General features: G+C 66.8%; 19 protein-coding genes and 2 rRNA genes. 16 read left to right on the top strand and 5 right to left on the bottom strand.

Features of this window, described 5'->3' with window-relative positions; all coding sequences use genetic code 11:
- Together rrf (ACM0PB_RS16545) and rrf (ACM0PB_RS16540) are read left to right on the top strand one after the other, a co-directional pair.
- Positions 1-91, top strand: a 5S ribosomal RNA gene (gene rrf / locus ACM0PB_RS16545); the annotation flags it as partial.
- Positions 92-222: 131 nt separating this feature from the next.
- Positions 223-337: ribosomal RNA gene (gene rrf, locus ACM0PB_RS16540) — 5S ribosomal RNA — on the top strand.
- A 317-nt stretch (positions 338-654) separates the two neighbouring features.
- Here rrf (ACM0PB_RS16540) and ACM0PB_RS16535 read toward each other — a convergent pair.
- A complete protein-coding gene (locus ACM0PB_RS16535; RefSeq protein WP_065186708.1) occupies positions 655-2,364 on the bottom strand; it encodes a M28 family metallopeptidase in 1,710 nt (569 codons plus the stop codon).
- Between the two features lie 86 nt (positions 2,365-2,450).
- On the bottom strand, positions 2,451-3,113 hold the full coding sequence (locus ACM0PB_RS16530; protein ID WP_005414989.1) for a DUF4097 family beta strand repeat-containing protein: 663 nt from the start codon (positions 3,111-3,113) through the stop codon (positions 2,451-2,453).
- Between the two features lie 95 nt (positions 3,114-3,208).
- Between ACM0PB_RS16530 and ACM0PB_RS16525 the strand changes: the two genes are divergently transcribed.
- Together ACM0PB_RS16525 and ACM0PB_RS16520 are read left to right on the top strand one after the other, a co-directional pair.
- Positions 3,209-4,507 (top strand): murein hydrolase activator EnvC family protein, encoded by a 1,299-nt coding sequence (locus ACM0PB_RS16525; protein ID WP_414604714.1) that lies wholly within the window; start codon positions 3,209-3,211, stop codon positions 4,505-4,507.
- Between the two features lie 108 nt (positions 4,508-4,615).
- The gene (locus ACM0PB_RS16520; protein WP_164093475.1) at positions 4,616-6,052 is read left to right on the top strand and encodes a S41 family peptidase; all 1,437 of its coding nucleotides are present in this window, start codon (positions 4,616-4,618) and stop codon (positions 6,050-6,052) included.
- Positions 6,053-6,112: 60 nt separating this feature from the next.
- Here the strand turns inward: ACM0PB_RS16520 and ACM0PB_RS16515 are convergent, their stop codons facing one another.
- A complete protein-coding gene (locus ACM0PB_RS16515) occupies positions 6,113-6,805 on the bottom strand; it encodes a rhomboid family intramembrane serine protease (protein WP_053498727.1) in 693 nt (230 codons plus the stop codon).
- Between the two features lie 227 nt (positions 6,806-7,032).
- Here ACM0PB_RS16515 and ACM0PB_RS16510 point away from each other — a divergent pair, with 227 nt between their 5' ends.
- The 3 genes from ACM0PB_RS16510 (at position 7,033) to ACM0PB_RS16500 (ending at position 10,254) form a co-directional block, all read left to right on the top strand.
- Positions 7,033-8,460, top strand: coding sequence for an outer membrane protein transport protein (locus ACM0PB_RS16510; protein WP_053498726.1), 1,428 nt, complete (start codon positions 7,033-7,035; stop codon positions 8,458-8,460).
- A gap of 134 nt (positions 8,461-8,594) precedes the next feature.
- Entirely contained in the window at positions 8,595-9,194 is a 600-nt protein-coding gene (pnuC, locus tag ACM0PB_RS16505) for a nicotinamide riboside transporter PnuC (protein WP_111173230.1), read from the top strand.
- A complete protein-coding gene (locus ACM0PB_RS16500; RefSeq protein WP_164230284.1) occupies positions 9,181-10,254 on the top strand; it encodes an AAA family ATPase in 1,074 nt (357 codons plus the stop codon). Before pnuC ends, ACM0PB_RS16500 begins: the two co-directional genes overlap by 14 nt.
- Before the next feature lie 118 nt (positions 10,255-10,372).
- Here the strand turns inward: ACM0PB_RS16500 and putA are convergent, their stop codons facing one another.
- Positions 10,373-13,591 (bottom strand): bifunctional proline dehydrogenase/L-glutamate gamma-semialdehyde dehydrogenase PutA, encoded by a 3,219-nt coding sequence (gene putA / locus ACM0PB_RS16495; protein ID WP_065186705.1) that lies wholly within the window; start codon positions 13,589-13,591, stop codon positions 10,373-10,375.
- Between the two features lie 274 nt (positions 13,592-13,865).
- On the opposite strand from putA, the gene ACM0PB_RS16490 reads away from it, so the two are divergent.
- Genes ACM0PB_RS16490 through ACM0PB_RS16465 form a run of 6 tightly spaced genes read left to right on the top strand, consistent with a single transcriptional unit; the run spans position 13,866 to position 18,728 of the window.
- Complete coding sequence (locus tag ACM0PB_RS16490) at positions 13,866-14,342, top strand: DUF2244 domain-containing protein (RefSeq protein ID WP_021202927.1); 477 nt, start codon at positions 13,866-13,868, stop codon at positions 14,340-14,342.
- Positions 14,343-14,353: 11 nt separating this feature from the next.
- The gene (coxB, locus tag ACM0PB_RS16485; RefSeq protein WP_053498721.1) at positions 14,354-15,310 is read left to right on the top strand and encodes a cytochrome c oxidase subunit II; all 957 of its coding nucleotides are present in this window, start codon (positions 14,354-14,356) and stop codon (positions 15,308-15,310) included.
- Between the two features lie 59 nt (positions 15,311-15,369).
- The gene (gene ctaD / locus ACM0PB_RS16480) at positions 15,370-16,977 is read left to right on the top strand and encodes a cytochrome c oxidase subunit I (protein WP_005407790.1); all 1,608 of its coding nucleotides are present in this window, start codon (positions 15,370-15,372) and stop codon (positions 16,975-16,977) included.
- Positions 16,978-16,985: 8 nt separating this feature from the next.
- Positions 16,986-17,252: a hypothetical protein gene (locus ACM0PB_RS16475; RefSeq protein ID WP_065179436.1), complete on the top strand. Its 267-nt coding sequence runs from the start codon at positions 16,986-16,988 to the stop codon at positions 17,250-17,252.
- Positions 17,249-17,839, top strand: a complete 591-nt coding sequence (locus tag ACM0PB_RS16470; RefSeq protein ID WP_053498717.1) for a cytochrome c oxidase assembly protein — start codon at positions 17,249-17,251, stop codon at positions 17,837-17,839. Before ACM0PB_RS16475 ends, ACM0PB_RS16470 begins: the two co-directional genes overlap by 4 nt.
- A gap of 13 nt (positions 17,840-17,852) precedes the next feature.
- Positions 17,853-18,728, top strand: a complete 876-nt coding sequence (locus tag ACM0PB_RS16465) for a cytochrome c oxidase subunit 3 (RefSeq protein WP_005407793.1) — start codon at positions 17,853-17,855, stop codon at positions 18,726-18,728.
- A gap of 20 nt (positions 18,729-18,748) precedes the next feature.
- Here the strand turns inward: ACM0PB_RS16465 and ACM0PB_RS16460 are convergent, their stop codons facing one another.
- The gene (locus tag ACM0PB_RS16460) at positions 18,749-18,967 is read right to left on the bottom strand and encodes a twin transmembrane helix small protein (protein WP_049416782.1); all 219 of its coding nucleotides are present in this window, start codon (positions 18,965-18,967) and stop codon (positions 18,749-18,751) included.
- 57 nt (positions 18,968-19,024) lie between these two features.
- On the opposite strand from ACM0PB_RS16460, the gene ACM0PB_RS16455 reads away from it, so the two are divergent.
- From ACM0PB_RS16455 to ACM0PB_RS16445, 3 genes are all read left to right on the top strand, one after another.
- Complete coding sequence (locus ACM0PB_RS16455; RefSeq protein WP_065186704.1) at positions 19,025-19,741, top strand: SURF1 family protein; 717 nt, start codon at positions 19,025-19,027, stop codon at positions 19,739-19,741.
- 96 nt (positions 19,742-19,837) lie between these two features.
- Positions 19,838-20,407 (top strand): redox-active disulfide-containing membrane protein, encoded by a 570-nt coding sequence (locus tag ACM0PB_RS16450; protein ID WP_164093478.1) that lies wholly within the window; start codon positions 19,838-19,840, stop codon positions 20,405-20,407.
- Between the two features lie 10 nt (positions 20,408-20,417).
- Positions 20,418-21,581, top strand: coding sequence for a COX15/CtaA family protein (locus ACM0PB_RS16445; RefSeq protein ID WP_164093479.1), 1,164 nt, complete (start codon positions 20,418-20,420; stop codon positions 21,579-21,581).
- Positions 21,582-21,584: the final 3 nt, after the last annotated feature.

Raw genomic sequence — 21,584 nt, 5'->3', positions numbered from 1 at the left:
CCACCCGATCCCATCCCGAACTCGGAAGTGAAACGCAGCTGCGCCGATGGTAGTGTGGCTCAAGCCATGCGAGAGTAGGTCATCGCCAGGGTTTATACCCAAAACCCCGCTGCTGACGCAGCGGGGTTTTTCTTATTAAGTGAAGGCATTGCTTTTCTGGATACCTTCCGCCCATGGGCAAGATCGCGAAGCTGGCGCTGCAAGCGCTGCTGCAACCGTCTCCCTGGTGAAATTAGCGCTGTGGAACCACCCGATCCCATCCCGAACTCGGAAGTGAAACGCAGCTGCGCCGATGGTAGTGTGGCTCAAGCCATGCGAGAGTAGGTCATCGCCAGGGTTTACACCCAAAACCCCGCTGCTCGCGCAGCGGGGTTTTTCTTTGCGCGCAGTAATACAGGTAGTACCAGCCGCTGGCCGGCAACCCGATGGCGTTACATCGCCCGCTAGATCCACGCCCTGCCTGGATGCCCTCTGCGAGGAAGCATGGCGCCAACCAAGGTCGGCCGCTACCAATCGATTGCCGGCCAGCGGCCGGCACTACCGGCAGATCCACACCAGTCGTGGATCTGCCGCCGACGGTATGCAAAAGAAAAGCGGGGCCCCAGTGGGGCGCCGCTCTGCTCTCAACAATGCTCAGTCGAGCATGGCCCGACTTTATTTGGCCGAAGCCTTGTCCTTCATCATCGCGTCGCGGGCCGCCTTGAACGGGTTGCCTGCATACCAGTTCGGCCAACGATCACCACCGGCCAGTTCCTTGCCCACGCCGTACATCAGCTGCAGGTCTTCAACGGTGCCGTCCAGTTTCCAGGTGGCCGCGTCGAACTCGTCCTTCGGGCCATGGTAGCGGTTGGCGCCGTAGTCCGCCGCGGCCTTGCGGCCCGCTTCCACGCCACCCTCGCGCAGGTCCTCGCCGCCATCGGCGTACAGGGCCGGCACACCGGCCTTGGCGAAGTTGAAGTGATCCGAGCGGAAGTAGAAGCCGCTTTGCACCGAGGTCTCACCGTGCAGCGTACGGTCCTGGGCGGCGGCCAACGGCTTGAGGATGTCCTCCAGCTCCGAGCTGCCGAAGCCGGTGACGGTCACGTCCTTGGCACGGCCGGCCACCGACATCGCATCGATGTTGATCACGCCGGCGATCTTGTCCAGCGGGAAGGTCGGATGGGCGACGTAGTACTTCGAACCCAGCAGGCCGGATTCTTCCAGGGTCACGGCCAGGAAAACCACCGAACGCTCCGGCTTCGGGTCCTGGTGGGCCATGGCTTCGGCCACTTCGAGAATGCCGGCGACGCCGGTCGCATTATCGACGGCGCCGTTGTAGATGTTGTCGCCGGTCTCGCCCTCATGCTTGCCCAGGTGATCCCAGTGCGCCATGTACAGCACCGCCTCGTCAGCGCGCTTGCTACCCGGCAGCACACCCACCACGTTGCGCGACTGCTTCTGTGCGATCTGGCTCTTCAGGTCGACCGCAGCGGTGGCCTTCAGCGGCACCGGCTTGAAGCCGCGCTTGCTGGCGTCCTTGTAGGCCTGCGCCAGGTCCAGGCCGGCACCGGCAAACAGGGCCTTGGCCGCGTCGGCGCTCAGCCAGCCCTGCACCGGGATACGCGCTTCCGGATCATCCTTGGCCGGCAGGTCGTACTGCGGGCCAGCCCAGGAATTCTTCACCACGTCCCAGCCGTAGGAGGCGCCGGCGGTGTCGTGCACGATCAGTGCAGCAGCGGCGCCCTTGCGCGCGGCCTCCTCGAACTTGTAGGTCCAGCGCCCGTAGTAGGTCATGCGCTTGCCGTCGAACAGCTTCTCGTCGTCGACATGGAAGCCCGGGTCGTTGACGAACATGACGACCGTCTTGCCCTTCCAGTCCTGCCCGGCGTAATCGTTCCACTTCTGCTCCGGTGCATCGACGCCGTAGCCGACGAACACCAGGTCGCTGGCATCGACCTTCACCTCGGCCTGGCCGGTGCGGGTACCCACCACCATGTCGGTGCCGAACTTCAGCTCGGTGGTCTTGCCGCCCTGGGTGATCTTCAGCACGGTCGATTCGTCGGCCGTGGTCTCGGTCATCGGCACATCCTGGAACCAGCTGTCGCCGTTGCCGGGCTGCAGGCCGATGCGCTGCATCTGGTCGCGGATGTAGTTGACCGTCAGCTCTTCACCCTTGCTGCCCGGGGCGCGGCCTTCGAACTCATCCGAGGCCAGCGTCTTGACCATCTCGGCGAAGTCGCCGGCATTGATCTCCGGGGAGAACGAATGGGCGGCCGGCTTCGCCGCAGCGGTGTCGGTGGCCGGCGCGGCGGCGGGCGTGTTTTCGCCTTTGCAGGCACTGAGCGCGGCCGCGGCGGCCAGGCACAGGAGGAGTTTGCGGGGCATCGTCGATTCCTGGAGAACAAAGGGCGGCCGCACCTGATGCGCGACCGGTAACAGTGAGTATCACCGAACCGGCAGGTCCGGCGGGTTCAGTCCGCCGGGGCGGTTTCGGTGTCGAACGGAATTGGCTCGGCGCCGGTCACCGGGCCGATGCGAGCGGAGCGATGCACGTACAGCACCACTTCGCGCTCGAACTGCAGGGGGCCGTTGACCACCGCATTCGGGCCGATGATCACGCGCGGCTTGCGGCTGGCGGTCAGCGAGACACTGAAGTTCGGCTTGCGCACATGCACACCGCCGTTGACCTGCGAACCGATACCGACGGTGATGTCACCATTGACGGTCTCCACGTCCTTGCCGACGCGGCTCTCGACCAGGCCGATGCCGCCGTTGACGGTCTCGACGCCGCCTTCGATCTGGCTGCCGCGATCAGTGAAGATGCTGCCGTTGACGGTGCTGACGCCGCCACTGGCGATCACTTCACGACCCAGGCGCACACCGCCGTTGACCGTTTCGATCTTGCCGGTGCGCGCGCGGTCGGCGACCTTCACCCCGCCGTTGACGGTGTCGATGCTGCCGGTCTCGACGCCTTCGCCGACGCGGATGCCGCCGTTGACGGTGTCGAGCTTGCCGTAGCGTTGACCGGGTTCGGCGCTGATGCTGCCGTTGACCTTGCTGATGTTCTCCTGCGCACAGACCGGCCCGGTGGCCAGCAGTACGCCCAACAGCAGCGGAATGGAAAGAGTTTTCATGGCGACCTCGATGGATGTGCGGCTGGCAGGCCGCGTGCGGAGATGTCACCATTCCCCGGTAGCCCCCGCAACTGCCTGAAGTCACTGGAAAGCCCTTGCGCGACAACGCCTTCCCATCACGCCGACATCACTTCGCCGCTGCCCGCGGCGGTCGCTGCCTGCTGCTGGGGCTGGCGTTGGCGCTGGCCCTGCCGCTGCCCAGCGGTGCGCAGACCACCCGCGAGACCGAGCGCAAGCTGCAGAAACTGCGAACCGAACTGAAGGGCGTGGCGCAGGAGCGACGGCAGATCGAGGGCCAGCGCGGGCAGGCATCGCAACAACTGCGCGAGGCCGACGAGAAGGTAGCCCGCACCGGCCGTGCCCTTGCGCAGACGGAAGCCGCGCTGCGCGAGCAGGGCCGCGCCCTTGCCGAAGCCGAGCAGCGCCGCAGCACGCTGCAGGGCAACCTGGCCCAGCAGCACCGCGAACTGGCCGGGCTGTTGCGCGCGGCATATCAGCTGGGCAACCACGCACCGCTGAAGCTGCTGCTGTCGCAGGACACGGTGGCCGATGCCAACCGCGCCCTGGCCTACCATCGCTACCTGCAGCGCGAGCGTGCGCAGCGGATCACCACGCTGACCGCCGACCTGAAGGAGCTGGAAGCGCTTCAGGCGCAGATCGCCGAGCGCAAGCAGAAGCTGCAGGGGACGCAGCAGGACCAGAAACAGCAGGCAGCCGCCCTGGAAGCGGACCGCCGCGATCGCGCAAAGACCGTTGCCTCGCTGGAAGAGCGCTTCAAGGACCAGCGTGAGAAGGAACAGGCACTGGGCCAGGACGCCAAGGCACTGGAAACGCTGCTGGCCAACCTGCGTGCCGCTGCCGCGCGGGCCGAAGCCGAGCGGCGCGCCGCTGCACGCCGGGCCGCCGCCGAGAAAGCCGCTGCCGAGCGCGCCGCACGCCAGGCCGCCGCGCAGGGCCGTCCACCGCCGCCCACCAAGGTTCCACCTGCGGTGGCGTCGGCACCGGCGCCGAAGGTCGGCGGCCTGGGGTGGCCGTTGTCCGGCAACCTGCTGGCCCGCTATGGCGGCAAGCTGCCCGATGGGCGCACCAGCAGCGGTGTGCTGATCGGCGCGCCAGCCGGCAGCACGGTCACGGCCGTGGCCGATGGCACCGTGGTGTTCTCCGACTGGATGACCGGCTACGGCATGATCCTGATCGTCGACCACGGCAACGGCTACATGAGCCTTTACGCGCATAACGACACCCTGCTGAAGGATGCTGGCGCGCGGGTCAGCCGCGGCGATGCGGTGGCCAAGGTCGGCAATTCCGGCGGCCAGGGCGTCACCGCGCTGTACTTCGAGCTGCGCCGTGGCGGGCAACCGGTCAACCCGGACAGCTGGCTGCAGCGGCGCTGAATCCTGGCCCGCCGGATGCGGGCCGGATTCAACGGGAATTTAGCTGTGCTTCGCGCATAATCGGTGCATGTGCCTTGGGCACCATGCCACCGTCGACAGGAGTGATCCATGCGCGCAGCCCGTACCGCCACCCTCTTGCTGGCCCTGTTGCCAGCGCTGTCCTGGGCGCAGCAGACCGCGCCCGCCCCGAGCCAGGAAACCAGCGGGCAGGCAGCGAACAGCGAGGAGGCGGTGACCTCGAAGGTGCCGCTGGAGGAAATCCGCCGTTTCGTGGCCGTCTACAACGCGGTGCGCGCCGCCTATGTCGACCCGGTCGATGACAAGAAGCTGATGCAGTCAGCCGTGCGTGGCCTGCTGCTCGACCTTGATCCGCACAGCACCTACTTCAACAAGGAAGACGCGCAGGCCTTCGACGAGCAGGCCAACGGTGCCTACGAGGGCATCGGCGTGGAGCTGCAGCAGCAGCCGGACAACGCCAGCATGAAGGTGATCGCGCCGATCGACGACACGCCGGCAGCCAAGGCCGGCATCCTTGCCGGCGATTTGATCATCGCCATCGACGGCAAGCCGATCAGCGCGATCGATGCGAGTGAACCGCTGCGCGGCCCGGCCGGCAGCAAGGTGGTGCTGACCATCGTGCGTGACGGCAAGCCGAAGCCGTTCGATGTCAGCCTGACCCGCCAGACCATCCGCGTGACCAGCGTGCGCAGCCGCCTGCTCGAGCCGGGCTATGGCTATATCCGCCTGAGCACCTTCCAGGCCGATACCGGCTCGGATTTCCAGAAGCATGTGCAGCAGCTGCAGAAGCAGTCCGGTGGCCAGCTCAAGGGCCTGGTGCTGGATCTGCGCAGCAACCCGGGTGGCCTGCTGACCGCTGCGGTGCAGGTCGCCGACGATCTGCTCGACAAGGGCAACATCGTCAGCACCCGTGGCCGCATCAGCATCAGCGACGCCCGATTCGACGCGACCCCGGGCGACCTGCTGAAGGGCGCACCGGTGGTGGTGCTGGCCGATGCCGGTTCGGCCAGCGCCTCGGAAGTGCTGGCCGGCGCGCTGCGCGACAACAAGCGCGCCCGCGTAGTGGGCAGCCGCACCTTCGGCAAGGGCTCGGTGCAGACCGTGCTGCCGCTGGACAACGGCGATTCGGTGAAGCTGACCACCGCGCGCTACTACACGCCCAGCGGCAAGTCGATCCAGGCCACCGGCATCGTGCCGGATGTGGAGTTGAAGCCCGCCGCCACCCCGGCGGAGGATGCCCTGCCGGCCAGCCTGAGCGATTACAGCGAAGCCACCCTGCCAGGCCATCTGCGCGGCGACGACGAAGGCACCGAGGGCTACCACGCCGGTGCGGTGCTGCCGGGCGATGGCCCGATCAACGACGCGCTGGCCGAGCTGAAGAACCCCGGTTCGGTGGCCGCACGGTTGAAGGCCGAGGCCGCGAAGGCGGCTGCGGTGAAGCCCGAAGCCAAGCCGGAGGCGAAGGTCGAACCGAAGGCAGACAGCACGCCGGAAGCCAAGCCCGCTCCTGTGCCGGCCAAGCCTTGATTCGTGGTCTACGAACGAGCGGGTGAGCGTGGAGCCGGCCAGCGGCCGGCTCTACCTGGATCAGAAGCCGTGCCGCTTGCGCAGGCGGCGCGCGATCGCGGCGCGTACATAGACCCCGTACACGACGCCGAACACGAAGCCGCCGATGTGCGCCCACCAGGCCACCATGCCGAAGCTCGGGCCGATGTGGGCGAACACCACTTGCAGCGCCGCCCAGACGCCGATCAGCAGGTACGCCGGGGCGCGCACGAACTCCAGGAACAGGCCGAGCGGGATCACCACGCCCAGCCGCGCGCCCGGGAACAGGGCCAGATACGCACCGATCAGGGCCGACACCGCGCCGCTGGCGCCGATGATGATCTGGTCCGGGCTGCCCATGGTGTAGATCGCGACCAGGTTCGACACTGCGCCGCCGACCAGGAACAGCAGCAGCAGCCGCCACGGCCCCAGCACCCGCTCGGCGGGCAGGCCGAAGATCAACAGGAACACCAGGTTGCCCAGCAGGTGCGACCAGTCCGCGTGCAGGAACAGGGCGGTGAACAGCCGCAGCACGCTGCCGTCCTGCAGCGTCGCCCACCAGTCCAGCGGGTGGGTCAGACCGGTGGACAGCGCGCCCCAGTCCAGCCAGAGGCTGCCGCGGGCATCGTCCGGACGCGAGATCGACCACAGGAACGCCAGCCACAATGACGCGAACAGCACGGGCGTGGCCCAGCGCAGGGCCGCCTTCTTGCGGGACGGGAGCGAGACGAACATGCCAATAGCCTAGCGTGCGGCCACTTTCGGTGGGGACGGTCCTGTTCAGCTTTTGAGGCGAAAAAACCGCCTGCGCTGTTATTGTTTCATTAACAGCTCTGGGTAATACTCGCATACGGCGTCGTATGTCGGGAGGGGAATCCGGCGCGCTCCGATGGGTCCCAGGACCCGGCGGGCGCAGGCGCACTCAGAGCACCATCACCGCTTACCGGAGAGAGAGAACTACGATGCAAACCGCTTCCACCATTGCCCGACTGACCCTGCTGGCCGTCGGCGTTGCCGGTGCGCTGGCCGCCGCCGATGCCAATGCTGCCGCCTTCCAGCTGAAGGAAAACAGCGCCAAGGGCCTGGGCCGCGCGTTCGCCGGCTCCACCTCGACCGAAGGTGACGCCTCGGTCATCGCCACCAACCCGGCCTCCATGCGCCTGCTCGACGGCACCCTGGTCCAGGGCGACGTCAGTGCCATCAGCTTCGGCGCCAAGTTCCGCGGCCAGGGCAAGTACGGCAACGGCGCGCCGATTTCCGGTGGCAACGGCGGCGACGCCGGCATGATCGCCCCGGTTCCGGCCGCGTACTTCCACGTGCCGTTCGGCGAGAACGACAACATGCACTTCGGTGCTTCGCTGACCGTGCCGTTCGGCTTCAAGACCGAATACGACCGCGACTGGGTCGGCCGCTACAACGGCGTCAAGACCGAGCTGCAGGCCATCGACCTGGGCGTGGCGTTCTCCTATGACGTCAACCCGTACCTGTCGTTCGGTGCTTCGGTGTTCGCCGAGCGCCTGAACGTCGACCTGACCAGCGCTGTCGATACCGGCACCGCGATCAACGCCACGGCCCAGCGCACCGCTGCGGCGCGTGTGCTGGCTGCCGGCGGCACTGCGGCCCAGGCTGCGGCGGCCTCGCAGGCCGCTGCACGCCAGGCCGCCCAGCTCGGCTTCTCGCCGGGCACCGCCGATGGCTACCTGCGCATCAAGGGCGACGAAGTGTCGGTCGGCTACACCCTGGGCATGACGGTCACCCCGGTGGAAGGCACCAACATCGCCTTCAGCTACCGCTCGAAGGTCGAGCACAAGATCACCGATGGCAAGGCCGACTTCACCATCCCGCAGAACGCTGCCGCCTTCCTGGCCACTGCTGCCCCGGGTACCTTCATCGACAGCAACGGCCGCGCCACCATCACCCTGCCGGCCAGCGCCACCGTGGGCTTCACCCACCGCGTGAACGACCAGTGGCAGATCATGGCCGAGGTCACGCGCACGGCGTGGAGCAAGTTCGACCAGGTCACGGTCGACTATGACTCCAACCAGCCGGACAGCGTGCTGCCGTTCCACTACCGCGACACCACCTTCGCGTCGATCGGTACTGATTTCCGCGTGAACGACAAGCTGACCCTGCGTGGCGGCCTGGCCTACGACCAGACCCCGACCACCGACGCCCACCGCGACGTGCGCGTGCCGGACACCACCCGCAAGTGGCTGTCGCTGGGCCTGACCTACGCCGCTTCGGACAAGATGGAATACAGCGTGGGTTACACCCACCTGTTCACCAAGGATCCGAACATCACCTCGACCTCGGCCACTGCCAACACCGTGACCGGCAAGTACAAGGTGAGCGGCGACGTGCTGGCGGCGTCGATGCAGTACAAGTTCTGATTCGGGCGATTGCCTGAAGCAGTACGAGGAGAGCCCCGCGCAAGCGGGGCTTTCTTTTTGCGGAGGGTATCCACGCATGGCATGGATCTACTGGTCCGACGACGCAGGGCGTGGATCTACGCGACAATGGTGCGATGAACCTGTCCGACCCGAGCTTCCAGCTGGAGCTGGCCGCCAACATCGCCGTCGCCGGCTCGATCCTGCTGGCCGGCCGCAACAACGTGCACACCTGGTGGCTGGGCATCGTCGGCTGCGCATTGTTTGCGGCCGTGTTCGAGCGCTCGCACCTGTATGCGGACATGGTGCTGCAGTTCTTCTTCATCGCCATCAGCGTGCTGGGCTGGTGGCAGTGGCTGCGCGGCGACCATGGCGCGCCGCTGCCGATCACTGCGCTGCGGCCGCGGGCATGGGCCTGGCTGGCGCCGCTGGCGGTGGTGGCCACGTTCGGCTACGGCTGGATGCTGACCCGACTGACCAACGCCTATGCGCCTTACATCGATTCGGCGGTGCTGGTGCTGAGCGTGATCGCGCAGATCCTGATGATGCGGCGCAAGCTGGAATCGTGGTGGGTGTGGCTGCTGGTGAACACCGTGGCAGTGCCGCTGTACTACAGCCGTGGCCTGCATCTGACCTCGATCCTCTACATCGGTTTCTGGATAAACGCGCTGGTCGCCCTGCGCCATTGGCGGCACCTGATGCGGGACGAGGCCAGGGCGGCCGATGCCGCTGCCTGAGCGTGTCGAGCGCGGCCTGGTGGTGGGCAAGTTCTGCCCGCTGCATCTCGGTCACGAACGCCTGATCGACTTCGCCGCCACGCGCTGCCAGCAGCTGCTGGTGATCGGCTGGTCGCAGCCGGGTTTCCCAGGCTACAGCGCCGAGCGTCGCGAGCGCTGGCTGCGAGCGCGCTTCCCGCAGGCGACGGTGGCGGTGCTCGATGATGCGCGGCTGGCGGCATTGTGCACGCAGCACGGTTTGCCCGTGCGCACGCTGCCGCACGACAGCGACAACGAGCACGTGCAGCGCGAGTTTACCGCCTGGCTGTGCCTGAGCCTGTTCGGCGGGCCGGTGCAGGCGGTGTACACCGGTGAGGACTACGGCGACGGCTTCGCGCAGGCGCTGGCCACGCACTTCGGTGCGCCGGTACGCCATGAGCGGCTCGAACGCGCATTGGACGCCGGGCAGGCGTGCGGCACCCAGCTGCGCGCCGATCCGCACGCGCACCGCCATGGTCTCGCACCGGAGGTGTACGCCGGATACGTGCAGCGCGTGGCCTTCATTGGTGGCGAGTCCAGTGGCAAGACCACGCTGGCGCGGGTGATGGCCGAGCGCCTGCAGACCGCCTGGGTACCGGAGTATGGCCGCACGCTCTGGGAGCAGCAGGGCGGCGACCTGATGCCGGACGATCTGCTTCGTATCGCGATGACCCAGCCGCAGCATGAAGAAGAGGCTGCGCGGCGGGCACATCGCTGGCTGTTCTGCGATACCACGCCGCTGGTGACGCTGGGCTACAGCGGCTGGATGTCTGGTACGGCGCCGGAGGCACTGCGGCAGGCTGCATTGCGGCGATATGACCTGCTGTTCCTGTGCGCGCCGGATATTCCGTTCGACCAGGACGGCACACGGGTGGGGGAAGCATTCCGTGCGCAGCAGCATGCGTGGTACGTGCGCGAGCTGCAGGCGCGGGGCGTCGACCATGTGCTGCTGGAAGGCGATCTGGAGACGCGCATCGCGCGCATACAGCGCGAGCTGGCTAAGCGTGCGGACAACCGGTTCAGTGTCGCCCTGCCTCTGTAGCGCCGAGTCCATGCTCGGCTGCGCCAGGAAAGCCGAGCGTGGGCTCGGCTCTACAGGAAGCAAAGCACAAGAAACCCCGCTTTCGCGGGGTTGTTCGTTCACTGCATGAGGCTGACGATCAGTCGCCCAGGGTCAGCAGCGAGGCGTTGCCGCCGGCGGCGGTGGTGTTCACCGTCACCGTCTTTTCGGTGGCAAAGCGCAGCAGGTAGTGCGGGCCGCCGGCCTTCGGGCCGGTGCCGGACAGGCCCTGGCCACCGAACGGCTGCACGCCGACCACTGCACCGATCTGGTTGCGGTTGACGTACACATTGCCGACGTGGACGCCGTTGCTGATGCGGTCAACGGTTTCGTCGATGCGCGAATGCACGCCCAGGGTCAGGCCGTAGCCAGTGGCGTTGATCTGGTCGATCACCGCGTCGAGCTGGTCGCCCTTCCAGCGGATCACGTGCAGGACCGGACCGAAGACTTCCTTGTGCAGCTGCCCCAGGTCCTTCAGTTCATACGCGCGCGGTGCGAAGAAGGTGCCGTTGGCGGTTTCAGCGGACAGCTCGGCGGCGGCGATCAGGCGCGCTTCGCGGTCCATGCGTTCGGCGTGTTCCTGCAGGATCTTCAGCGCGTCGGCGTCGATCACCGGGCCGACGTCGGTAGACAGCAGGCCCGGGTTGCCGACCTTCAGTTCCTTCATCGCACCGGCCAGCATGGTCATCACCTTGTCGGCGATGTCGTCCTGCACGAACAGCACGCGCGCGGCCGAGCAACGCTGGCCGGCGGAGGTGAAGGCCGAACCGATCGCGTCCTTGACCAGCTGTTCCGGCAGTGCCGAGGAGTCGGCGATGAAGGCGTTCTGGCCACCGGTCTCGGCGATCAGCACGCCGATGGCGGCGTCACGCGCGGCCATCGCACGGTTGATCGCACGTGCGGTCTCGGTGGAGCCGGTGAAGGCCACGCCGGCCACGCGCGGGTCGGCGGTCAGCGCCGCACCCACGGTGGCGCCGTCGCCCGGCAGGAACTGCACCACCTCGGCCGGCACGCCGGCATCGTGCAGCAGCTTCACCGCGTAGTAGCCGATCAGGTTGGTCTGCTCGGCCGGCTTGGCGATGACGCTGTTGCCGGCGGCCAGTGCGGCGGCGACCTGGCCCAGGAAGATCGCCAGCGGGAAGTTCCACGGGCTGATGCAGACGAACACGCCGCGGCCGTGCAGCTGCAGCTCGTTGGATTCACCGGTCGGGCTGGGCAGCTTCTCGGCGTGGCTGAACTGCTCGCGCGCCTGCTTGGCGTAGTAGCGCAGGAAATCCACGGCTTCGCGCACTTCGGCGATGCTGTCGGGCAGGCTCTTGCCGGCTTCCTTCACGCACAGCGCCATGAACTCCGGCATGCGCGCTTCCAGCTGGTCAGCGGCGTGTTCGAGGATGGCGGCGCGGCTGGCGGCCGGGGTGCGGTTCCAGGCCGGTTGTGCGGCCACGGCGTTGGCCAGGGCCTTCTGCACGGTGGCGGCATCGGCGGCCAGCCACTGGCCGACCACTTCGCGGGTGTCGGCCGGGTTGGTCACCGGCAGCGCGGCGCCGGCCGGGTTGGCACCCGGTACCAGCGGCGAGGCCTGCCACGGCTTCACGGCGGCGTTGAGCTGCTCGGCCAGGGCGCGCAGTTCGTTGTCGTTGGCGAGGTTGGCGCCCATGGAGTTCTTCCTGTCGTGGTTCTGGCTGCGCAGCAGGTCAACCGGCAGCGGGATCTTGGGATGCGGAATCGATTCGAACGAGGCGACCATCTCGACCGGATCGCGGATCAGGTCGGCGATCGGCACGCGCTCGTCGGTGATGCGGTTGACGAAGCTGGAGTTGGCACCGTTTTCCAGCAGGCGGCGCACCAGGTACGGCAGCAGGTCTTCGTGCGAACCGACCGGGGCGTACACGCGGCAGGGCAGGTTCAAGCGATCGGCCGGCACCACTTCGGCGTACAGGTCGTCGCCCATGCCGTGCAGCTTCTGGTGCTCGTACACGCCGCCGTTGGCGATGCTGCGCACGGCCGCGATGGTGTGCGCGTTGTGCGTGGCGAACATCGGGTAGATCGCGTCCGCATGGGTGAACAGCCGCTTGGCGCAGGCCAGGTAGGACACGTCGGTGTTCTGCTTGCGGGTGAACACCGGGTAGCCCGGGTAGCCTTCGATCTGCGCGCGCTTGATCTCGGCATCCCAGTAGGCGCCCTTGACCAGGCGCACCTGCAGGCGGCGACCGGCACGGCGTGCCATGTCGGCCAGGTGGTCGATCGTGTACGGCGTGCGCTTCTGGTAGGCCTGCACGACCACACCGAAGCCATCCCAGCCAGCCAGCGAGGCGTCGGAGAACACCTGCTCGATGATGTCCAGCGACAGTTCCAGGCGGTCGGACTCTTCGGCGTCGACGGTGCAGCCGATGCCGTAGCTCTTGGCCAGCTGTGCCAGTTCCAGCACGCCCGGCACCAGGTCCTTCAGCACGCGCTCGCGCTTGGCGTGCTCGTAGCGCGGGTACAGCGCCGACAACTTGATCGAGATGCCCGGCGCGTTGTTGACGTCGCCGTCCGGACGGCCACCGCGGGCCTTGTGATCGCCGCCGATGGCGTGGATCGCACGACGGTAGTCTTCCAGGTAGCGCAGCGCGTCCTTCATGGTCAGCGCGCCTTCGCCGAGCATGTCGAACGAGTAGCGGTAGCTGGCGTTGTCGCCCTTGTGCGAGCGCGCCAGCGCTTCGCTGATGGTGCGGCCCATGACGAACTGGTGGCCCATGATCTTCATCGCCTGGCGCACGGCCAGGCGCACCACCGGCTCACCGACGCGGCCGACCAGGCGCTTGAATGCGCTGGGCGCATCGGCGCGCGTGGCGTCGTTCATCTGCACCAGCTTGCCGGTCAGCATCAGGCCCCAGGTGGAGGCATTGACCAACACCGAGTCGCTGCCGCCCAGGTGCTTTTCCCAGTCGGCATCGGCCAGCTTGTCGCGGATCAGCTTGTCGGCGGTGTCCTGGTCCGGAATACGCAGCAGCGCTTCGGCCACGCACATCAGCAGCACGCCTTCCTCGCTGCCCAGGTCGTACTGGCGCATGAAGGCTTCGATCGCGCCCTGGTCCTTGGCACGCACGCGCACGCGGCCGACCAGGTCGGCGGCCAGCGCCTGCACCCGGGCCTGTTCCTCGGCGGGCAGGCGCGCCTGCGCCAGCAGCTCGCGGACGTGGCTGGCCTCGTCCTTCAACCAGGCATCGGTGATGGCCTGGCGGAACGGGTTGGGGGGCGCCGGCAGTTCCGGCGACAGCAGCGCGCCCGGACGCGGGGCGTCGTGGGCGGCAGGGGAGGAGGAAGGTGCGTTCATGCCGGTCCGGCCAGTGGAAAACTTGGCGATTTTAATCATTTTTGCGGCCTTCGGAAGTGCCACGCAGACACCTTCATGAAGGGCTGATAGCCACTAACGGTGGTGGATTCGGCGTGTTCAGCAAACCCGGCGAGATTTGTGCTGAATTCGTCATCCGTGCCGCCGACCGCATGCTGTGTTGCAGCATCGGAAAAAGTGTGAATGCACCCTTGCTACCGGCGAGAGGGCGGGGCTACCATCGAGACGTTTCCCGCGGCAGGAACGCGGTTGCGACATGATCGAGGTGCTTCCAGCTCCGGATGGGTCAGGTACGCAGCTGCGGCTGCGTCCCCCACGGGCGCTCGATGCCCGGCAGTTCGTCCTGTTGTTCACCGTGTTGTCGGGTGCGATGTGGCTGGTGTCCGCCCTCGGGTGGTGGGCCGGCAATGCATTCGCCCCCCTGTTCGCGCTGCTGTACAGCCTGGTGCTGGCGGCGGCGCTGCGTGCCTTGTGGCGCAGCGGTGAACGGCAGGAGGAGATCCGGGTAGTGCCGGCGTACGTGGAGGTCATTCCCGTACCCGGTGGATCGCCGGTGTTCCGGGCCCACCCGCATTGGGTGCGCCTGCTCACCGACGATGAGAGGGTCCGGCTGGCATCTAGCGGCCGGCAGGTGGAGGTGGGGAGTTTCCTCGCGCCGGCCGAACGTCAGACGCTCGCAGAGACACTTGAAAGCTTGCTCGCCGCCAGCGATGGCGGCAACCGACGACGCTAAGGGTCTAGGCAATGAAGCAAAGCAGCAGGTGGGGCACGAAGTGCGTGAACGCGGTTGCCGCAGTGCTGGCGACCGGGGGACTGATGCCGGCGTTGGCCTGGGCCCAGGCGGCCGATCCCAAGCCGTGGCAGCTGAACATGGGCAAGGGGGTGACCCAGACCTCGCGCCTGGCCTGGGAATCGAACAACCTTTCGTTGATCATCTGCACGGTGATCGGCGTCATCGTGTTCGGCGCGATGGCCTACGCCATCTTCAAGTTCCGCAAATCCAAGGGCGCGGTCGCCGCCACCTTCAGCCATAACACCAAGGCCGAGATCATCTGGACGGTGATCCCGGTGATCATCCTGATCGTGATGGCGTGGCCGGCCACGGCCAACCTGATCAAGATGTACGACACCCGCGATGCCGAGATGACGGTCAAGGTCACCGGCTACCAGTGGATGTGGAAGTACGAATACCTCGGGGAGAACGTCACCTTCACCAGTCGCCTGGACCGGGAATCCGACCGCGTGCGGCAAAGTGGCATCGTGCCGACCCGCGAAAGTCATCCGCACTACCTGCTGGACGTCGACAACCGGCTGGTGTTGCCGGTCGATACCAAGGTCCGCTTCGTCATCACTTCCGATGATGTGATCCACGCCTGGTGGGTGCCGGCGCTGGGCTGGAAGCAGGACGCGATCCCCGGTTTCATCAATGAAGCCTGGACCAGCATTGAGCAGCCCGGGGTGTATCGCGGCCAGTGCGCCGAGCTGTGCGGCAAGGACCACGGTTTCATGCCGATCGTGGTCGAGGCGGTGTCCAAGGAGGACTTCAAGCAGTGGCTGGCGCAGCGCAAGCCTGCACCGCCGGCCGAGCCCGCCCCCCCTGCGGCACCTGCAGAACCGGCTGCCCCTGCGGGCGAAGCACCGGCGGCACCTGCTGCTGCCGAAGCCGGCAATGCACCTGCGGTTGCGGCCAGCGGCGCGTGATGTAAAGCCCGCGGCCGCTCGCGGCCGTGGTGACAACCGATTCTGAGAGGTGTTTTGCAATGGCGCACTCGGCAGTTGGGCACGACGATCACCATCACCACCAGAGTTTCTTCGAGCGTTGGTTCTTCTCGACCAACCACAAGGACATCGGCACGCTGTACCTGGGTTTCAGCTTCATCATGTTCATCATCGGCGCGGCGATGAGCGTGGTGATCCGCGCCGAGCTGGCGCAGCCGGGCCTGCAGTTCGTCAAGCCCGAGTTCTTCAACCAGATGACGACCGTGCATGCGCTGGTGATGATCTTCGGCGGCGTGATGCCGGCGTTTGTCGGCCTTGCCAACTGGATGATCCCGCTGCAGATCGGTGCGCCGGACATGGCGCTGCCGCGCATGAACAACTGGTCGTTCTGGCTGCTGCCGGTGGCCTTCAGCCTGCTGCTGCTGACGCTGTTCCTGCCCGGTGGTGCACCGGCCGGTGGCTGGACGCTGTATCCGCCGCTGTCGCTGCAGGGCGGCTACAACGTGGCCTTCAGCGTGTTCGCCATCCACGTGGCCGGCATCAGTTCGATCATGGGTGCGATCAACATCATTGCCACCGTGCTCAACATGCGCGCGCCGGGCATCGACCTGCTGAAGATGCCGATCTTCTGCTGGGCGTGGCTGATCACCGCCTTCCTGCTGATCGCGGTGATGCCGGTGCTGGCCGGTGCGGTGACCATGCTGCTGACCGACAAGTTCTTCGGCACCAGCTTCTTCAATGCCGCCGGTGGCGGTGACCCGGTGATGTACCAGCACATCTTCTGGTTCTTCGGCCATCCCGAGGTCTACATCATGATCCTGCCCGCCTTCGGCGTGGTCAGCGAGATCATCCCGACCTTCAGCCGCAAGCCGCTGTTCGGCTACCAGGCGATGGTGTACGCCACCGCCGCGATCGCGTTCCTGTCGTTCATCGTCTGGGCCCACCACATGTTCACCGTGGGCATGCCGCTGGGCGGCGAGATCTACTTCATGTTCGCCACCATGCTGATCTCGATCCCGACCGGGGTGAAGGTGTTCAACTGGGTCAGCACCATGTGGCGGGGGTCGCTGACGTTCGAGGCGCCGATGCTGTGGTCGGTGGCCTTCGTCATCCTGTTCACCATCGGTGGCTTCTCCGGCCTGATGCTGGCCATCGTGGCGGCCGACTTCCAGTACCACGACACCTACTTCGTGGTTGCGCATTTCCACTACGTGCTGGTGACCGGCGCGGTGTTCGCGCTGATTGCAGCGGTGTACTACTGGTGGCCGAAGTGGACGGGGCGGATGTACAGCGAGAAGTGGGCCAAGGTGCACTTCTGGTGGTCGATCGTGTTCGTCAACCTGCTGTTCTTCCCGCAGCACTTCCTCGGCCTGGCCGGCATGCCGCGCCGCATTCCGGACTACAGCGTAGCGTTTGCCGACTGGAACCTGATCAGCTCGATCGGTGCGTTCGGCATGTTCGTCACGCCGTTCATGATGGCCGCGATCCTGCTGTCCTCGCTGCGCAATGGCGAGAAGGCCGAGGCCCGTAGCTGGGAAGGCGCGCGCGGGCTGGAGTGGACGCTGCCGTCGCCGGCACCGGCGCATACCTTCACCACGCCGCCGACCATCCGCCCGGGCGATCTGGCGCATGACGACATCACGCATTGAGGTGGGGCATGCATAACGAGAGCCCACTGCAGACCTGTAGAGCCGAGCCATGCTCGGCTGACGGCGTGCTGACCAACGGTAGAGTCGACTGTCAGTCGACTCGCGAAGTGCAGCCGACTAGCAGTCGGCTCTACCAGAACCAAAGCCAGAGCGAAGCCCAACACCACGGCATCGAACAGCAACGCCAGCGTGCCCGGCGCACGGCGATGTGGGTCGGCGCCATCGCGGTGCTGGTCTACGTCGGCTTCATCCTCAGCGGGGTGATCGGCCGATGAGCGAGGCACCGGCCAGCACGCGGTCACCCAGTGCCGGGCTGCCGCGCCTGATCGGCGTGGCAGTGGCGGTGTTCCTGCTGACCTTCTCGCTGGTGCCGCTGTACCGCATTGCCTGCGAGAAGGTATTCGGCGTGCGCCTGGAACGCGGCCCGGGTGGTGAAGCCAGTACGGGTGCCGCAGCTGGCAAGCGCACCGTGCGGGTGGAGTTCGATGGCGGCGTCAATTCGCGCCTGCCGTGGTCGTTCCATCCCGAGCAGCTGACCATGGATGTGGTGCCCGGCGAACTCAACGAGGCGCTGTACTTCGCCCGCAACGACAGCCAGCAGGCAGTCGTTGGCAGCGCGGTGCCTTCGGTGGCACCGGCACGCGCGTCGGGCTTCTTCAGCAAGACCGAGTGCTTCTGTTTCACCGCGCAGACGCTGCAGGCCGGCGAGAAGCGCGACATGCCGGTGCGCTTCATCGTCGATCCGGACCTGCCGCCGGAAATCAAGACGATCACCTTGTCCTACACCTTCTACCGCAACGACGCGTTGTCCGATCGGCTGGCCCCGGCCGCCACCTCGGACGGCGCGCACGCCGCACCCTGACCCGGATACCGACATGGCCCAGACACCAACCGACGCCAACGTGTACTTCGTCCCGGCCCAGAGCAAATGGCCCTTCGTGGGGTCCATCGCGATGATGGTGACCATGGTGGGCGTGGCCAGCTGGCTCAACGATGCCAGCTGGGGGCGCTGGACGTTCTACATCGGCATCGCGATGCTGGTGTTGACCCTGTTCTGGTGGTTCAGCGACGTGGTGCGCGAATCGCAGGCCGGCAACTACAACCACCAGGTCGATGGCTCGTTCCGGATGGGGATGATCTGGTTCATCTTCTCCGAGGTGATGTTCTTCGGCGCCTTCTTCGGCGCGCTGTTCTACACCCGCAACCTGGGCCTGTCGTGGCTCAGTGGCGAAGGCCGCGGGGTGATGACCAACGAGCTGCTCTGGCAGGGCTACTCCGCCGGATGGCCGACCAATGGCCCGGCGGCGATCGGTGGTGCCTTCCAGACCATCCCGGCGTGGGGCCTGCCGCTGATCAATACGCTGATCCTGCTCACCTCAGGCGTGACCCTGACCATCGCCCATCACGCGTTGAAGGCCGGCAACCGCCGCCAGCTGCTGATCTGGCTGGGCCTGACCGTGGTGCTCGGCCTCGGTTTCCTGACCCTGCAGGCGGAAGAGTACATCCACGCCTACAAGGAGCTGAACCTGACGCTGGGCTCGGGCATCTACGGTTCGACGTTCTTCATGCTGACCGGCTTCCACGGTGCGCACGTGCTGCTGGGCACGATCATGTTGATCGTGATGTGGCTGCGTTCGGCCAAGGGACACTTCACCCGCGACAACCATTTCGGTTTTGAAGCGGCCGCGTGGTACTGGCACTTCGTCGACGTGGTGTGGCTGATGCTGTTCCTGTTCGTCTACGTGCTTTGACCACGCACGCATCGGTGGCCTCAGCCGCCGACGCCGTGCGGCTTGATCCAGCCCATGTAGATGCTCACGATCACCAGTACGATCAACGCCACCGACACCGCGATGCGACGTGTCAGTGCGTTGACCGTGCGCTTGGTCTGGCCGCGGTCGACCAGCAGGTAATACAGGCCGGCGCCCAGGTTCCAGACGATGACGATCAGAAACGCGATTACCAGCAGGGTCTTCAGCGAATCACTCATGCGCGGCTCGAGGGAAGGGTGGGTGCGCCTATCTGACCGCGTTTGTGCGGACTTGTCATGATGCGCCAGCACACACGCGTGATCGGATGGTTGCTGGCCGTGCTGGCGATGGCCGGTTTCACTGCATTGGGGCTGTGGCAGCTGCAGCGCATGCATGCCAAACAGTCAATGTTGGATGCGCAGGGGCCAGCGGTGGCACAGGCGCTGCCGCTGGCCCAGGCGCTGGCAGCCCCCGGTGCGTTGCACGGTGTGGCCGATCACGGTCGCTTCCTGCCTGGCGTGGTGCTGCTGGACAACCAGACCCGGCATGGCCGTGCCGGCGTAAAGATCTATCGCCCGTTCCGCAGTGACGAAGGCAGCGTGCTGCTGGTCGATCTTGGCTGGCGCGCGCTGCCGCCGGATCGCACGCTGCCGGACATACCGGCGCCGCCTTCGCCGGTGGTGGTGCGCGGGTTGCTGGCGCCACCGCCTTCGGCGGGGCTGGTACTGGGTCCGCCGTTCTCCGCCACCGGTGAGGCGGGGCGCTGGCTGGCCAGCCGCTTGCCGGCCGAGGGCCTCGCCGCAGCGCTGGGCCTGCCAACACTGCCCGAGCGGGTCCTGCGACTGGACCCGGCGCTGCCCTTCGGCGACGAGCGTGACATGGACCTGCTGCCAAATACGCTGCCACCGCAGCGACACCTGGGCTACGCCGTGCAGTGGTTCGGCCTGGCCCTGACCGTGCTGGTGGTGGCGCTGGTGCTGGAGCGGCGCAGGAGACGGCCCATCGCCGGGTAGTGCCGGCCGCTGGCCGGCACGCACTCGGATTCCTGGATGCCGGCCAGCGGCCGGCACTACCGGCATCGTTTACCCAACCATGAGAAAATGCCCCACATGAACACTGCTACGTCCCCGCAGGCGCGCGGCTCCGGCCGCCGGACCCTGGTGCTGCTGTTTGCCGTGTTCTTCGGGGCGATGGCGCTGGCCGCGGTATTGCGCTTCTCCGGCTGGCAGCCCACCGGCCACCGCAATGCGGGACAGCTGCTGAAGCCGCCGGTCGATCTGCGCCAGCAGACGCCGACCCTGGCCAGCGGCCAGCCCTATCCTTGGAACCCCGAGGCCCGCACCTGGCGCCTGCTGGTGGCACCGGCCGGTGCCTGCGACGCGCAGTGCGTCACTTTGTCGCAGGGACTGGGCAAGGTGTGGCAGCTGTTCGGCCATAACGCCGATAATGTCGAGATCCTGTGGCTGGGTACGCCACCGGCGTCGATCGCCTCGCTGCCCGCGCTGCGGCCGCTGGCTCCGTCGCCAGCCCTGCGCGCGGTGTTGCCGGGCGTCGATGATCCGGCGGGACTGCCGGTCTACGTGATCGATCCGAACGGCTTCGTGATCATGCGCCATGCCCCGGGTTCCGACCTGGGTGGCCTGCGCAAGGACATGGCCACGTTGCTGAAACTGAAGTGAGTCCCGTTTGATGAGCCTTTCCGCGCGTCCGGCGCTGCACCGCAATTTCCACCGCCTGGCGTGGTTCGCCATGATCATGACCGCGAGCACGATCATGTTCGGCGCGTTCGTACGCCTGTCCGATGCCGGCCTGAGCTGCCCGGACTGGCCGACCTGCTATGGCCAGGCCACCTGGCCGCAGCACGTGGAAGAGACCATCGGCCACCCGGCGGCGGATATCCGCCCGCTGGAGACCCACAAGGCCTGGCGTGAGCAGGTGCACCGCTTCCTGGCCGGCGCGCTGGGCATCGAGATCCTGACCCTGGCCCTGCTGGCCACGCGCAAGCGCCGCTTTGGGACCACGGCAGTGGTGACCGCCTGCGTACTGGTGGCCGCTGGCATACCGCTGTACATGATGGGCTGGCATGGCACCGCCAGCGCATTGGCTCTGGTCGGCGAGGCGATCCTGTTGATCGCCGCGCTGCGCTGGAGCAACATCGACCTGGCACGCGCTGCACTGCTGACCCTGGCGGTGGTGATCTTCCAGGCCCTGCTGGGCATGTGGACGGTGACCCTGCTGCTCAAGCCCATCGTGGTGATGGGCCATCTGCTGGGCGGCATGCTGATGTTCGCGCTGCTGGCCTGGATGGCCTGGCGTGCGACGCACATGCCGATCACTCTGGCCGAGGCACCGAAGCTGAAGTGGCTGCTGCGCATCGGCCTGGCGGTGCTGGTCACCCAGATCGCACTCGGCGGCTGGGTCAGTGCCAACTACGCGGCGCTGGCCTGCGGCGGCGGCAGTGCATCGCTGGACAACTTCCCGCGCTGTGCCAACCAGTGGTGGCCGCAGCACAACTTCGTCGAAGGCTTCACCCTGTGGCGTGGCATCGGCGTGGACTACGAAGGCGGCGTGCTGGATGGTGCCTCGCGTATCGCCATCCAGATGGCGCACCGCCTGTTCGCGGTGGTGGTGGCCATCTACCTGCTGTGGCTGGGCGTGCGCCTGTTCCGGTTGCCGAGCATGCGCGGCTGGGCCAGCGCGCTGATCGCGCTGCTGGTGCTGCAGGTCACCCTCGGCATCCTCAATGTGAAGCTGGCGCTGCCACTGGAAGTGGCCGTGGCCCACAATGGCGTGGCCGTTGCCCTGTTGTTCGTGCTGGTCAGCCTGCTGGCCCGCCTGCGCGCCCCGGACTGATTC

This window comes from Stenotrophomonas sp. AR029, assembly GCF_047520695.2.
GTDB classification, from domain to species: Bacteria; Pseudomonadota; Gammaproteobacteria; order Xanthomonadales; family Xanthomonadaceae; genus Stenotrophomonas; species Stenotrophomonas sepilia.
This window is presented reverse-complemented; position numbering and strand designations above follow the sequence as displayed.